The following is a 16,077-nucleotide window of genomic DNA, read 5'->3' on the forward strand; positions in this document are numbered from 1 at the left end:
CCTATGCCGTGGCCGGACCGGCTGCGCCGCAACGCCCGGCGACTCGTCGCCATGGCTCTCGCCGGGGTGCTCGCGGGCACCCTGACGGACCAGCCGGCGTTCGCGTTGCCGGGTGGGGCGGCGGCGTTGGGGGCGCCGCCGACGCCGCAGTCGGTGCCGGCGGTGCCGGTGTCGAACGTGGCGTGGTCGGCGCCGCCGGTCATCCCGAACTCGACGGACACTCTGCCGGCGGCGTCGAACCCGCCGGCGGAGTGGCCGGAGGGGGGATCCGCCCTGGTGAGCCTGGCGGCGCCGGCGAGTTCGTCGGCCACGACGGACTCCACGGCGGCCGCGAAGCAGGCGGCGAAGGCCGGTGGCCTGGACCTGAAGTTGGGAGCGCTGGCGTCGGCGTCGTCGTCGGCACGGGATGTCACCGGTTCGGTGCCGTTGAAGCAGGTGCGGGTCGAGGTGCTCGACCGGGCGGCGACGGCGAAGGCCGGCGTCACCGGTGTGGTCATGAAGGTCGCGCGGACGGACGGCTCGTCGGCGGCTGGGAAGATCGCGCTCAGTGTCGACTACAAGGCGTTCGCGGGCGCGTACGGCGCGGACTGGGCGTCGCGTCTGCGGTTGGTGTCGTTGCCGGCCTGTGCGTTGACGACGCCCGAGGAGCGGGCCTGTGCGGGCACGCCGTTGACGTCGACCAATGACGTGAAGGCCAAGGCCGTGTCGGCCAGTGTCGCGGTGTCGTCCGCGGGCAGCGTGGTCGCGCTGGCGGCGGCGCCGTCGGGTCCGGCGGGTAACTACGCGGCCACGTCGCTGCAGGCCTCGGCCACGTGGGCCGCTGGCGGCAACTCCGGCGCGTTCACGTGGTCGTACCCGATGCGGGTGCCGCCTTCGGCCGGCGGGCTTGGTCCGCAGGTCGGCATCAGCTACAACTCGCAGTCGGTGGACGGGCGGCACGCCGCGTCGAACAACCAGCCGTCGTGGGTCGGTGAGGGCTTCGATGCCAGCGCCGGTGGCCAGATCGAGCGCCGGTACACGGCGTGCGCCACGGACATGGACGGCGACGCGAACAACGACGTGAAGAACGGTGACCAGTGTTGGGAGACCAACAACGCGGTCCTGTCGTTGGCCGGGCACTCCGGTGAGTTGATCTACAACAGCACCGAGGGCCGTTGGCACCTGCGATCCGATGACGGCACCCGCATCGAGCGCAAGACGGGTGCGACCAACGGCGACGACAACGGCGAGCACTGGGTCGTCACGACCCCGGACGGCACCCAGTACTGGTTCGGGCTCAACCGGCTGCCGGGCTGGGCGTCGGGCGATCCGGTGACCGAGTCCGCCTGGACCTTGCCGGTGTACGGCAACGATCCGAACGAGCCGTGCCACGCGACCGCGTTCGAGGACTCCGACTGCGTGCAGGCGTACCGGTGGAACCTCGACTACGTCGTGGACGTCAACGGCAACTCGATGTCGTACTGGTACGTCAAGGAGACCAACAAGTACGGCCGCAACCTCGACTCCGGCGACGCACCCACGTATGTCCGGGGTGGCTACCTGGACCGGGTCGACTACGGCACGCGTCAGGACGGCGGGGTCGACTCCGTGCTCGACACCCCCGCGCCCCAGCGCGTGGACCTCGGGGTCGCGAACCGGTGTGTCTCGAACTGCAGCACCAAGAACGCCACCAACTGGCCGGATGTGCCGTGGGACTCCGAGTGCACGGGTACACCGTGCGACAACTACTCCCCGACGTTCTGGACCAGCAAGCGCCTCGCGACGGTGACGACGCAGATCCGGTCCGGGTCGAGCTACGCCAACGTCGAGCGGTGGACGCTGCGGCACAGCTTCCCCGACCCGGGCGACGGCACCCGGGCCGGGCTGTGGTTGGCCAAGCTGTCCCACGAGGGCCTCAACGGGACCACCGTCACGGTTCCCGACATCGAGTTCGCCGGCATCCAGCTGGCCAACCGGGTCGACACGATCGACCATTCGCCCGCTATGAACTGGTGGCGGGTCGCCCGCGTCCGAAACGAGACCGGCGGCACGCTCAACGTCGTGTACTCGGGGCCGGACTGCGTGGCCGGCTCGACCCCGACGGCCGAGACCAACAGCAAGCGCTGCTACCCGGTGCGGTGGACGCCGGAAGGTGCCACCAACCCGAAGTGGGACTGGTTCCACAAGTACGTGGTCACGGACGTCTACGAGATCGACCACACTGGCGGCGCGGCGCCGCAGGGCAGCCCGCGCATCGCCTACCACTACACGTACTACGACGGCGCCGCGTGGCACTACAACGACGACGACGGCCTCATCGACGCGAAGGACAAGACCTGGTCGGACTACCGCGGCTACAGCCGGGTGGGTGTGACGACCGGTGACCCGGACGAGCCGAGCCGTACCTATACGGAGACCAGGTTCTTCCGCGGCATGCACGGCGACAAGGCCGCGCCGAGCGGCGGCACCCGCACCGTGACCGTGACCGGCACCGGCGTGACCACCGTCAACGACGAGGACGCCTACGCCGGCATGGTCCGCGAGACGACCGTGTTCAACGGACCGGGCGGGGCGGTCGTCTCCCGCGACGTCAACGAGCCCTGGCAGTCCGCGGCCACGGCGACCCGGACGTTCAACGGCGACACCGTCACCGCCCGCTATGTCGTGGTGAAGGCCAACCACAAGCGGATCGCCCGGGACGGCGGTCGCGCGGACCGGGTGACCTCAACAGTCAGCACGTTCGACAACTACGGCATGGCCGTACAGGTCGAAGATCTTGGCGACACCGCGGTGACCGGTGACGAGACGTGCACCAAGTCGACCTTCGAGCCACGCAACACGACCGCCTGGATTCTGAACAAGCCGCACACGTTGCAGACGTACGCGGCGACCTGTTCGGCGACGACGGGCACGCTGACCGAGGCTCAGATCATCACTGAGCACCGGATGACCTACGACGACAACGCCTACCTCGAGGCGCCCGACAAGGGACTCGCCGTGAAGGTGGACACCATGTCGGCGTGGAACTCCGGCACCCCGACGTTCATCACCAAGTCCCGCGCGGCGTACGACGCGCACGGCCGCACCACAACGTCGTGGAACGCCCTGAACGTCGCGACCACGACCGCGTACACCCCCGCGACCGGCGGTCCGGTGACCGGCACGACCGTTACCAACGCGCTCGGGCACGTCATCACGACGACCCTCGACCCGGCGTACGGGTCGCCCACCAGCATCGTCGACGCGAACCTGAAGCGCACCGATCTCGCGTACGACGCGCTCGGCAGCCTCACCAGCGTCTGGCTGCCCGGTCGGGACAAGGCGACCAAGTCGGCCAACATGACGTACAGCTACCTGCTCCGTACGAACGCTCCGACGGTCGTCACGACGAAGGAGCTGAACGCGTCCGAACAGTACGTCACGACCTACGCGCTGTTCGACGGGCTCCTGCGGGAGCGGCAGTCGCAGAGCCCGTCGCCGTCCGGCGGGCGGATCATCACCGAGAGCTTCTACGACAGCGTCGGCCACAAGGTGAAGGCCTACGGCGCCTACTACGCGACGGGCAGCCCGGGCACCTCGCTGGTCACCGCCACGCAGCGTACGGACGTGCCGAGCCAGTTCCGCACGGTGTTCGACGGCGTGTCGCGTCCCACGGCGGAGATCTTCCAGCCGTACGACGTGGAGCGCTGGCGGACGACGACCGCGTACGGCGGGGATCGCCTCGACGTGACGCCGCCGGCAGGCGGGACCGCCACGTCGACCGTCCTGGACGCGCAGGGTCGCACGCGCACGTTGCGGATGTACACCGGCGCGACCCCGACCCCGTACACGACGGGCACGTGGGACGAGACGAACTACACCTACAACGCGAAGGGGCAGCTCGGCACCGTCACCGACGCCGTGGGCAACCAGTGGATCCACACCTATGACCTGCTGGGTCGGGAGATTCAGACGGTCGATCCCGACAAGGGCACGACGAAGTTCGGTTACAACAACGAGGGGCAACTGACCTCGACCGAGCTCAACGGCAAGAAGCTGTTCTTCAGCCTCGATGTGCTCGGCCGAAAGCGGTCTCTACGTGAGGACACCGTTTCCGGGACGCTCCGCGCCCAGTGGACCTACGACAACATCGCGAAGGGCCTGCTGAGTACGTCCACCCGCCTCGTCGGCACAGCCGCGTACCAGACGAAGATCCTGGAGTACAACGACAACTACCAGCCCGTCAGCACCCAGATCTCGATTCCGTCCACGGAAACCGGGCTGAGCGGCACGTACGTCTACAACAACACGTTCAACGCCGCGGACGGCTCGTTGGCCTCCACCACGGTTCCGGGTATGCCGACAGGCGGGCTCCCCGTGGAGACGCTGTCCTTCACGTACAGCAGCCTCGGTCTGTTGACGTCGATGTCCTCGCTCTACGGAAGCCCGGGAACCAACATGTCGTTGGTCCAGGCCGTGGCGTACAACGCGCTGGGCCAGACGGATCAACTCACGTTCGATACGGACGCTACGGCCGGCGGGCGCGTATGGCAGTCGTTCACCCGTGAACTCGACACGGGCCGGACGACCGCGATCCGTACGGACCGGGACAACGTGGCGCCGTACACGGTCGCGGACGTCCGCTACGCGTACGACAACGCCGGCAACATCAAAAAGGTCACGGACGTGTCGCCGGATCCGGTCGACGACACCCAGTGCTTCACCTACGACTACCTGCAGCGGCTGACCGAGGCCTGGACCCCGACCAGCGGCGACTGCAATGCCACCAAGTCGACCGCCGCGCTCGGCGGGCCGGCGCCCTACTGGCACGCGTGGGAACTGGACAAGACGGGCAACCGCAAGAAGCTGACGGTCCGCACGTCGACGATGAACTACGTCACCGACTACCAGTACCCGGCCACCGGCTCGTCGCGACCGCATGCGGTCAGTTCGTCCTCCGGCGCGCAGGTCGCCGAGTACCGCTACGACGCCAACGGCAACACCGTGTGTCGACCGGTGAACACCGGCACGAACGACTGTGACGCGGCCACGCCGACGACGGCTGGATCGCAGGTTCTTACCTGGGATCCTGAAGGTCACCTCGCTACTTCGACCGACTCGTCCGGCGCGACCACCTACATCTACGACGCCGAGGGAAACCGGCTGGTCCGGCGTGACCCGACGGGCAAGACGCTCTATCTTCCCGGGCAGGAAGTCCGCTACACCACGGCGTCGCAGGCCGTTACCGGCACGCGTTACTACGCGTTCGGCGACAAGACGATCGCGTCCCGTGACGCCGCGGGCCTGACGTGGCTGAACTCCGACCATCAGGGAACGTCGCAGGTCGCCATTCGGCAGTCTGACCAGCAGGTCACCACCCGCCGCCAGGTGCCGTACGGCGCTAGCCGCGGTGCCGCTGTGACGTGGCCAAACACGCGCGGGTTCGTCGGTGGCGTCAACGACAACACAGGGCTCGTACACCTCGGCGCGCGTGAGTACGACCAGGCAACGGGTCGGTTCATCTCTGTGGACCCGGCCATGGATCTCGCTGATCCGCAGCACTGGAACGGCTATTCCTACGCCAACAACAGCCCGATAACCCTGAGTGACCCGAGCGGCCTCGAACCCGGCTCATGGTGCAATGACAACGCATGCTCTGTGGTGACGGGACAATCCCAAACGTCTCACCCGATGGAAACCGGCTTCGACGCGAACGGCAACGCGCGAAAGAAAAAGGCGCCAGACATCGACCCAAAGGAATACGCACGCGCGTACACCGAATGGTCCAGGATAGGCTGCACCCGGATGCCTATTGGTGGCCTGACGAATCCATTGAGCCCTTGCCTTCCGTCGACGGACGCGCAGAATCAGGTGTTTGCCGACGCCGAGAACCTGTATCTCCTGGCGAAGGAACTTGGCCTCGGATACGTGCCGCTTCTGAACTGCGACTATTGCGACTATCTAGATGCGCAAGCCGCGGCGGGGTTCAAGCTCCTCGGGACACTCCTTGGAGTTGACGACTACATCGACTGCTTCAAGGGCAAATGGTCTGGATGCGCCTGGGTGGCAGTCGGCTTCGTCGGCTACGGACTGGGCAAGGCTGTAACTGCCCTCAAGAACATCAAGCGCCTTAGAGGGCTGGCGACAAAGCTCGACGATATTCCGAAATTTTGCCCGGTATCATTCGGATCAAACAGCTTCTCTGCCGACACGCCCGTTTTGCTGGCAGATGGAACCACTAAGCCGATCGACGAGATCCGTGTCGGTGACATTGTAGTTGCGACAGACCCAGCAACGGGAGAACAAGGACCACGTCTGGTTACCAACATCTGGGTCCATGACGACATTCTGGTCGACCTCGTGCTGCAGAATGGTTTGACAATTTCTACCACGGAAGATCACCTTTTCTGGAACGAAACTGATCAGCAGTGGCAAGAAGCCCAGTTTATGGACAAGGGCGACCGGGTTCTCGCTCTTGGTATGTCCACGGTGGCCGTTGATTCACTGAACTGGAAAACAATCCACCGCGCTGCGGCGTACAACCTAACGGTCGACGACCTACATACCTACTATGTACTCGCCGGGTCAACGCCGGTATTGGTGCACAACGACGGTGGCTGGGAAGTTCCTGACGACTTCGTTATTGTTAGGGGTGGCCAGAGCGCTATGGCTGGACCCGGGGAGGTATTCTCTGGTTCGATGGGAACAACAGTAAGCGAAGCCGGGGCGGCAGTACCCCACGGGAGCATTCGGGTAACCACGGCTGGTGCAATTCGTGCAGCCGGCGGAACAGTTGTCTATGCTCCAGAAGTTGGCCCGGGTGGTGCGATGAATAATAATCATGTAAATGTGACCCTCGGCGACAACAACCCATTCGGTGAGCTTGAGAATAATCCTGTCGCTAAGGCTGACCGGATGACGCCAGAGGCACTTGGAAAGCGGCGGTGCTAGGCGTATCTGCAGATCCTAGGGGGCACTTTCGATGAAGCGCGGCGTACTTTGGAACCCTACCGACCGCACTGGTGGGCCGGTAGACGATATTCTGTTCGCATTGAGGAAATCCTATCCGGGACTCCAGGTCGTGCGTTTATCGGTTTCCCATCCTGCTGACGATGACAATGTTTGGTTTATCTCACTTCCTCCCGACGGTCCTGAACTCCAACTCGATTCGCTGCCGAATGGACGTCCGCCATTCCTGTTGGAATCGGATTGGGCTAGAGCCCAAACCGCTGACATAGAAGAGGCGATCGAGCAGCTTTCCGAGTGGTTGCGAGAATAAGCGGCTTCTGACCTGCATTGTTTCATTGGCGGCACGTTGTTCAAAATCGTGCGTCGGGCCGATTCACGTTGCCGTGAAGCGAGTTCGAGGGCTATGTATCGGCGGGCCAGCGCCACTTCTGTCTGAGGTATTGCTGGAGTTCGTGTGCCGTAAGGTCATCGATACCAGAGGCATTGACTACTCGGCATGCATGCCGATATCGTTCGACCCTGATCACGACTCCACCGCGGGGGCAAGAAGTGGCGATCGAGGTTCAGCACCGCTGTGCACGCCCAGCCGTCGACCATCATCCTCAGTCGTTTGAAGAAAGCGCCGAACCGGGTTCGATTGCTTCCCGCTGCAGGCTCGTCGAGCATTTGGGTTCGTACGAGCCGATTTTGAACTGTTGGACGCTTGCATCGGCAGCGACGGTGTCCATGCCAGGTTTGTCGGCAGCGCCTCGGTCGGCCTGCGGTACACGTGCCTTTGCCCACCCTCAAGCCTGGTCCAAGGCGACCGGATTTGTCATGCCGACTTCCTGAACGAGCTCGACGACTCTCCCCGGAGGTACCCCGGTGACGTCACGTCTTTCTGATGGGCATGTGGTCCAGGTTCACCCGCATACATCCCGGCCGGATCGGCTGCGGCGCACTGCCAGGCGAGCCGTGGCCATGGCGCTCGCTGGGGTGCTCGTAGGCACCCTGTCGGACCAGCCGGCGTTCGCGTGGCCGGGCGCGGCGGCGACGTTGGCGGCACCGCCGACGCCGCAGACCGTGCCGGCCGTGCCGGTATCCAACGTGTCGTGGTCGGCGCCTCCGGTCCTGCCCAACTCGACGGACACATTGCCGGCGGCGTCGAACCCGCCGGCGGAGTGGCCGTCGGCGGGTGCGACGACCGTGAGCCTCGCGGCTGCCGCTGGTTCGTCGTCCGCGACGGACGCCGCGGCGGCCGCGACGACGGCCGCGAAGGCCGGTGGGCTGAACCTGAAGGTGGGTGCGACCGGCGCGTCCAGCTCGTCCTCCGCGCGTGACACCACCAGCACGGCGGCGCCCAAGCAGGTGCGCGTGGAGGTGCTCGACCGGGCGGCGACCGCCAAGGCGGGCGTCACCGGCGTGGTCATGAAGGTCGCGCGCACGGACGGCTCGTCGGCGGCTGGGAAGATCGCGCTCAGTGTCGACTACAAGGCGTTCGCCGGCGCGTACGGCGCGGACTGGGCGTCACGGCTGCGGCTGGTGTCGTTGCCGGCCTGTGCGCTGACCACGCCGGAGGAGCGCGCGTGCGCGGGCACACCGTTGAAGTCGACCAATGACGTGAAGGCGAAGGCCGTGTCGGCCAGCGTCGCGGTGTCGTCCGCGGGCAGCGTGGTCGCGCTGGCCGCCGCCCCGTCGGGACCCTCGGGGTCCTACGCGGCTACGTCGCTGCAGTCGTCGTCGACGTGGTCTGCCGGCGGGAACTCGGGTGCGTTCAACTGGTCCTACCCGATGCGCGTACCGCCGTCGGCCGGCGGGCTCGCGCCGCAGGTGTCGGTCGGCTACAACTCGCAGTCGGTGGACGGCCGGCACGCGGCCTCGAATAACCAGCCGTCCTGGGCCGGCGAGGGCTTCGATGTCGGCGCCGGCGGTCTGATCGAGCGTCGCTACCTGCCATGTGCCGAGGACATGGACGACGACGCGAACAACGACGAGAAGACCGGCGACATGTGTTGGGAGACCAACAACGCGGTCCTGTCGTTGGCCGGGCACTCCGGTGAGTTGATCTACAACAGCACTGAGGGTCGGTGGCACCTGCGGGCCGACGACGGCACCCGTATCCGGCGCGAGACGGGCGGCGTCAACGGCGACAACGACGGCGAGTACTGGGTCGTCACGACCACCGACGGCACGCAGTACTGGTTCGGACTGAACCGGCTGCCCGGCTGGACGTCGGGCGACCCGGTGACCGAGTCGACCTACACGGTGCCCGTGTACGGCAACGACCCCAACGAGCCGTGCCACGCGACCGCGTTCGAGGACTCGGACTGTGTGCAGGCGTGGCGGTGGAACCTCGACTACGTCGTGGACGTCAACGGCAACTCCATGTCGTACTGGTACGTCAAGGAGACCAACAAGTACGGCCGCAACCTCGACTCGAGCGACGCGCCGACATACGTCCGGGGCGGCTACCTCGACCGGGTCGACTACGGCACCCGCCGGGACAACAACATCGAGTCGGTGCTCGACGCGCCGGCACCGCAGCGGGTCGACTTCGGCGTCGCCGACCGGTGCGTCTCGAACTGCACGACCAAGAATGCGACCAACTGGCCCGACGTCCCGTGGGACTCGGAGTGCACCGGCACGCCGTGCGAGAACTACTCGCCGACGTTCTGGACCACGAAGCGCCTCGCGACGGTGACGACGCAGGTGCGGTCCGGCTCGAGTTACTCCAACGTCGAGCGGTGGACGCTGCGGCACAGCTTCCCCGACCCGGGCGACGGCACCCGGGCCGGTCTGTGGTTGTCGAAGCTGTCCCACGAGGGCCTCGCCGGGACCACGACGACGGTGCCGGACATCGAGTTCGCCGGCATCCAGCTCGCCAACCGGGTGGACACGGTCGACTTCGCCCCGGCCATGAACTGGTGGCGCGTGGCCCGCATCCGCAACGAGTCGGGCGGGACGATCAACATCACGTACTCGGCCCCGGAGTGCGTCGCCGGGTCGCCACCCAACCCCGCGACCAACACCAAGCGGTGCTACCCGGTGCGGTGGACGCCCGAAGGGGCGGCGACGCCGAAGCAGGACTGGTTCCACAAGTACGTCGTCACCGACATCTACGAGATCGACCACACCGGCGGCGCGGCCCCGCAGGGCAGCCCGCGCATCGCCTACCACTACACGTACTACGACGGTGTGGCGTGGCACTACACCGATGACGACGGTCTCGTCGACCCCAAGGATCGCGACTGGTCGGACTACCGGGGCTACGGGCGCGTCGGCGTGACCGTCGGCGACCCCGACGACCCGGGTCGCACGTACACGGAAACGAAGTTCTTCCGGGGCATGCACGGTGACCGGGCGAACGACAGCGGCGGCACCCGCACCGTCACCATCACCGGCACGGGCGTGGCCACCGTCAACGACGAGAACGCCTACGCGGGCCTGGCCCGCGAGACCACGGTCTTCAACGGCCCGGGCGGCGCCGTGGTGACCCGCGAGGTCAACGAGCCGTGGCAGTCCGCGGCCACCGCCACCCGGGGCTCGGTGTCGGCCCGGTTCGTCGCCATCAAGGCGACGCACAAGCGGGCGGCGCGCGACGGCGGACGTGCTGACCTGGTCGCGTCCGCCACCACCACGTTCGACGCGTACGGCATGGCCGTGCAGGTGGAGGACCTGGGCGACACCGCCGTCACGGGCGACGAGACGTGCGTCAAGACGACCTATGAGCCGCGCAACAACACTGCGTGGATCATGGACAAGTCACACAAGGTGCAGAAGTACGCGGTCGGTTGCGCGAGCACCACCGGCACACTGACCGAGGCGCAGATCATCGGCGAGGACCGCACCATCTACGACGACAACGCGTTCCTGGAGGCCCCCGACAAGGGACTTGTCGCGAAGACCGAAGTCATGTCCACGTGGAACTCGGGTTCGCCGACGTTCCTCACGACGTCGCGGTTCGCGTACGACATCCACGGTCGGGCGACGAGCACCTGGGACGCCCTGAACTACGAGTCGAAGACCGAGTTCACGCCGTTGACCGGCGGGCCGGTCACCGCTATGAAGGCGACGAACCCGCTCGGGCACGTGACCACGACGACGCTCGACCCCGCGTACGGCATGGGCACGGCCATTGTCGACGCGAACCTCAAGCGCACCGACATCGCCTATGACGGTCTTGGTCGAATGACCAGCGTCTGGCTGCCGGGCCGCGACAAAGCCACCAAGACCGCCAACTTGACGTTCGGATACCAGCTGCGCACGAACGCGCCAACGGTCGTGTCCACCAGCAGTCTCAACGGCTCGGAGCAGTACATCACCCGGTACGCCCTGTACGACGGCCTGATGCGCGACCGGCAGACCCAGACGGCGTCGCCGTCGGGCGGGCGGCTGATCACGGAGAACTTCTACGACACCGTCGGCAACAAGGTCAAAACCTACAACCTGTACTACGCGACCGGCGCGCCGAGCGCGACGCTGGTCACCGCCACGCAGCGCACCGACGTGCCCAACCAGTACCGCACCGTCTTCGACGGTGCGAAGCGGGAGACCGCCGTCATCTTCCAGCCGTACGACGCGGAACGGTGGCGGACCACGACGGCTTACGGCGGCGACCGTACGGACGTCACCCCGCCCGCCGGTGGCACGGCCGCCTCGACGGTCGTCGACGCGCATGGTCGGACCACAGCCTTGCGGCAGTACTTCGGTGCCACCCCGACGCCGACCACCGCGGGCACGTGGGACCAGACGTCGTACGCGTACAACGCCAAGGGCCAGCTCGCCACGGTCACCGACGCACTGGGCAACGAGTGGAAGTCCACATATGACCTGCTCGGCCGCCTGAGCGAGGCGAAGGATCCGGACAAGGGCACCACGAAGTACGGCTATGACAACGCTGGTCGGCTCACCTCGGTGACGGACAGCAACAACAAGAAGCTGCTCTTCGTGCTCGACGCGCTCGGCCGGAAGAAGTCGGTCTACGAGGACTCGCTCAGCGGCACGCTGCGCGCCCAGTGGGTCTATGACACCATCGCGAAGGGTCAGCTGAGCACCTCGACCCGCAAGGTCGGCACCGCCCTCTATCAGAGCAAGATCCTCGCCTACAACGATCGCTACCAGCCCACCCAGAGCGAGATCGTTATTCCGTCGGCCGAGACCGGCCTCGCGGGCACCTACGCCTACGCCAACACGTACAACGGCGTCGACGGGTCGCTGACGTCGTCAACGCTCCCCGGTATGGCGACTGGCGGGCTACCGACCGAGACGCTGTCCTACACCCACAACAGCCTCGGCATGCCCATCGCGATGTCGTCGCTGTACGGGACCAGCCCTGGAACGAATCTCAAGCTGGTTCCCGCTGTCGCCTACAACGCGCTGGGCCAGACCGAGCAGATCACTCTCGACACCGATGACACCGCCGGTGGCCGGGTCTGGCAGTCCTACACCCGGCAACTGGAGACCGGTCGGATCACCGGCATTCGTACGGACCGCGACACGGTGGCCCCGTACACGGTCATGGATCAGCGCCTCACGTACGACAACGCCGGCAACATTACGAAGATCACGGATGCCGCGCCCGATCCCGTGGACGACACCCAGTGCTTCACGTACGACTTCCTCCGCCGCCTTACCGAGGCATGGACTCCGGCCAGCGGCGACTGTAACGCCGCCAAGTCGACCGCCGCGCTGGGTGGGCCGGCGCCCTACTGGCACACCTGGGCGCTGGACAAGACCGGCAACCGGACAAAGCTCACCGTTCACACGACGTCGATGAACTACGTCACCGACTACCAGTACCCGGCCGCGGGTGCGAGCGCGACCCGCCCGCACGCGGTCAACTCGACGACGGGTGCGCAGGTTTCCGAGTACCGCTACGACGCCAACGGCGCTACGCTCTGCCGCCCGGCCGGAACGGGAACCAACGACTGCGACGCGTCGAATCCCACCACGGCCGGTTCGCAGGTGCTGACCTGGGATCCCGAGGGCCACCTGGCGACCTCGACCGACGCGACCGGCGCCACCAGCTACATCTACGACGCCGACGGCAACCGCCTGATCCGCCGCGACCCGACCGGCAAGACCCTCTACCTGCCCGGCCAGGAGGTCCGGTACACCACGTCGTCCCAGGTGGTGACCTGCACCCGCTACTACGCGCTCGGTGACGCGGTGTTTGCATCGCGTGATGCCGCCGGCCTGACCTGGCTCGGCGGTGACCACCAGGGCACGGCACAGGTCTCGATCCGCCAGTCTGACCAGCAGCTCACGGCTCGGCGCCAGTTGCCCTACGGCGGAGCTCGCGGGGCGGCCGTGACCTGGCCGAACACCAAGGGCTTCGTGGGCGGCACGACGGACAACACGGGCCTGACGCATCTTGGCGCCCGCGAATACGACCCCAACACGGGCCGCTTCATATCCGTCGACCCCGTCATGGATATGAACGACCCGCAGCAGTGGAACGGTTACAGCTACTCGGGTAACAGCCCGATCACATTCAGTGATCCGAGCGGTCTCTGGAGCTTCGCCAGCCTCGCCACGGCGAGCTGTAACTACACAAACCAGTACGCCGCGAGTGCCTGCGCATCGGCGACCAAGGGATACGTCTCGGTCACCATCACGGTCGCCGAGGAATTCAGCATCTTTGCTAACGAGTACTGCAACTGCGACTTCAAGAAGGATATCCTCGAGGACTTCCCGTACGAGCCGTACATGAAGAATGTCGTTCAGCAGTTCCTGTGCAAGCAGATGAGCGGCATCACCTGCACGGAATACGCGGAGCGGAACGGCGAGGTCGACCCCTGGAAGATGCTCAAGGACTTCACCGGCGTCTCCGATGCGGAGGACTGCTTCGGCGAAGGTTCTGTCAGCGGATGTGTATGGACAGCCGTCAACGTCATCGGCCTGATATTTACCATTGCCAAGGTCGGCAAGATCGCAGCGATGGCACGGATCAAGAATGGCGCGAAGGCGGTCGGCGCCGCAGACGAAGCGAGCAAGGTCAGATTCACGCAAACCGTGGAATGTCTGCTCGGCGCCCTGAAGAAGGACAGCTTCTCGGGCGACACAGAGGTCTTGATGGCCGACGGGACGAGAAAGCGCATCTCGGAGATCCGGGTCGGAGACGAGGTGCTAGCCACCGACCCCGAGACCGGTGAGCAGGCCCCGCGCAAGGTGACGAAGGTCTGGGTCCACGACGACATGCTCGTTGACCTCCGCCTGGACGGCGGGGCGACGGTGACGACCACCGAAGATCACCTTTTCTGGAACGCGACCGACCGGCAGTGGCAGGAGACTCAGCAATTCGACGAGGGTGACCTGCTCTACACGGCGGGCGGCGGCTCGGTCGCGGTCGCCGGCCTCAACATGGCGACGGCACACCGGGCCCGGGCCTATAACCTCACCGTCGCCGGCATTCACACGTACTACGTGTTCGCGCTGAGCACCCCGGTCCTGGTGCACAACGAAGCCTGCTCGGTCTTTATGGTCGGGATGGACTATAAGCACACCTTCAACACGTCGGTTGGCGAGATCGACTTTTTCGCGAATGAGGTCAGAGCGTCTGACGGCACGCTCTGGTTGAAGGATGTGTCGATCGCCCCCGGCCGGGGCAGCATCGGGGACTGGGAGGCCTTGCGAAAGCGGCTGCAACGCGGCGAGGCGATGGACTTCCTGAAGCAGCTTGAAGACCAGGCTAGACTGCAGGGCTACGACAAGCTCCGGATCACCGGAGTGCGAACCACAGGTCCGGCTGCGGGTCACGTGACGGATATTACGCGAGACCTCACCTAGGAGATCATGTTGGGTGGCGAAGAGTACGCTGAGCTGATTTCCGGGGCTCGGCAAATGCTCACGGACGGCGCGGCCATCGACGACGTGATTCGGTTTCTGCGGGAGTGCGATGTCTACATGGGCGACAGCATCCGGATCCTGATTAGGACCGGACTAGTGGGCGTCCACGAGGCGAAGATCGCGGTCGTGCACAGCCCGGTGTGGCTGGATACGCGGGCGCAACAGGCCGCGCTTGAGGAAGCGGCAATCGACGCGGTTACTCGGGAAAATCAGTAACCTATTGACACAAGACGAAGGGCCAGGAGAATTTCTCCTGGCCCTTCGCTCTTTGTCGGGGTGGCGGGATTTGAACCCACGACCTCTGCGTCCCGAACGCAGCGCGCTGCCAAGCTGCGCTACACCCCGAGGTGGTGCCCGGCAATACTAACTGACCGCGCCGTACGGTCCAACTCGGTATCCCCCTGTCAGCGCGGCACGAGCGTGAGCAGCGACACTTCGGGCCGGCAGGCGAACCGGATCGGCGCCGTCGGGTGCGTGCCCAGGCCCGCCGACACGTGCAGCCAGGCGTCGCTGTCGGGCCACCGGTGCAGCCCACGGGCCATCTTGCGGGGCAGGCCACAGTTGGTCACGAGAGCGCCCACGCCGGGGACCCGGACCTGCCCGCCGTGCGTGTGCCCGGCCAGCAGCAGCCCGAAGCCGTCGTACGCCATGGCGTCGAGGACCCGCGGCTCCGGCGAGTGGGTGACGCCGATGTTGACCTCGGCGGACGTGTCCACCGGGCCGGCGATCTGCTCGTAGTCGTCGCGGTCGACGTGCGGGTCGTCGACGCCGCCCAGCTCGATGGAGCGGCCGCCGGCCTTGAGCAGGATGCGGGCGTTGTTCAGGTCCGCCCAGCCGCCGTCGACCAGGAGGCTGCGCAGCTCCTCCGTGGGCAGTTCGACGCCCTGGACGTACTCCCGATCATGGTCGAAGTAGCTGAGCGGGTTCTTCCAGACCGGGCCCTTGTAGTCATTCGAGCCGAAGACGAACGCGCCGGGGAAGTCGAAGAGGGGCTCATAGGCGCGGCGCACGCCCGGAATGGCCTTCGGGTGGGCCATGTTGTCGCCCGTGACGATCACCAGGTCGGGGTCGAGGGCGGCCAGCTCGGCGACCCAGCGCTGCTTGCGGGCCTGCGCCGGCATCAGGTGCAGGTCCGACACGTGCAGGACGCGTAGGGGCTCCGCGTCGGGGGCCAGCAGCGGCACCTCGAAGCGGCGCAGGGTGAACAGGTTCCGCTCGATGAGGGAGGCGTAGGCGAAGGTGGCCGCGCCGGCCACCGCGAGGCCCGCGCCGAGGCGGTAAACAGTGCGCGCACGCATATGCCACAGAGTAATGTGCGTCGCG

4 protein-coding genes and 1 tRNA gene are annotated in these 16,077 nt (G+C 66.2%); 3 read left to right on the forward strand and 2 right to left on the reverse strand.

Annotation, left to right across the window (positions count from 1 at the left end; translation table 11 throughout):
• The first annotated feature begins 3 nt into the window (after positions 1 to 3).
• The 3 genes from ABD211_RS04430 (at position 4) to ABD211_RS04440 (ending at position 14,970) form a co-directional block, all read left to right on the forward strand.
• On the forward strand, positions 4 to 6,909 hold the full coding sequence (locus ABD211_RS04430) for an RHS repeat-associated core domain-containing protein (protein WP_344126473.1): 6,906 nt from the start codon (positions 4 to 6) through the stop codon (positions 6,907 to 6,909).
• 978 nt (positions 6,910 to 7,887) lie between these two features.
• Complete coding sequence (locus ABD211_RS04435) at positions 7,888 to 14,694, forward strand: RHS repeat-associated core domain-containing protein (protein ID WP_344126475.1); 6,807 nt, start codon at positions 7,888 to 7,890, stop codon at positions 14,692 to 14,694.
• 6 nt (positions 14,695 to 14,700) lie between these two features.
• Entirely contained in the window at positions 14,701 to 14,970 is a 270-nt protein-coding gene (locus ABD211_RS04440) for a hypothetical protein (protein WP_344126477.1), read from the forward strand.
• A 55-nt stretch (positions 14,971 to 15,025) separates the two neighbouring features.
• Here the strand turns inward: ABD211_RS04440 and ABD211_RS04445 are convergent.
• Positions 15,026 to 15,099 (reverse strand) — tRNA-Pro (locus ABD211_RS04445).
• Positions 15,100 to 15,158: 59 nt separating this feature from the next.
• Positions 15,159 to 16,052 carry a metallophosphoesterase gene (locus ABD211_RS04450; RefSeq protein WP_344126479.1) on the reverse strand — a complete coding sequence of 298 codons (894 nt, stop codon included), beginning with the start codon at positions 16,050 to 16,052 and terminating at the stop codon, positions 15,159 to 15,161.
• Between the last annotated feature and the right edge of the window lie 25 nt (positions 16,053 to 16,077).

Source organism: Luedemannella flava (assembly GCF_039528515.1).
GTDB classification, from domain to species: Bacteria; Actinomycetota; Actinomycetes; order Mycobacteriales; family Micromonosporaceae; genus Luedemannella; species Luedemannella flava.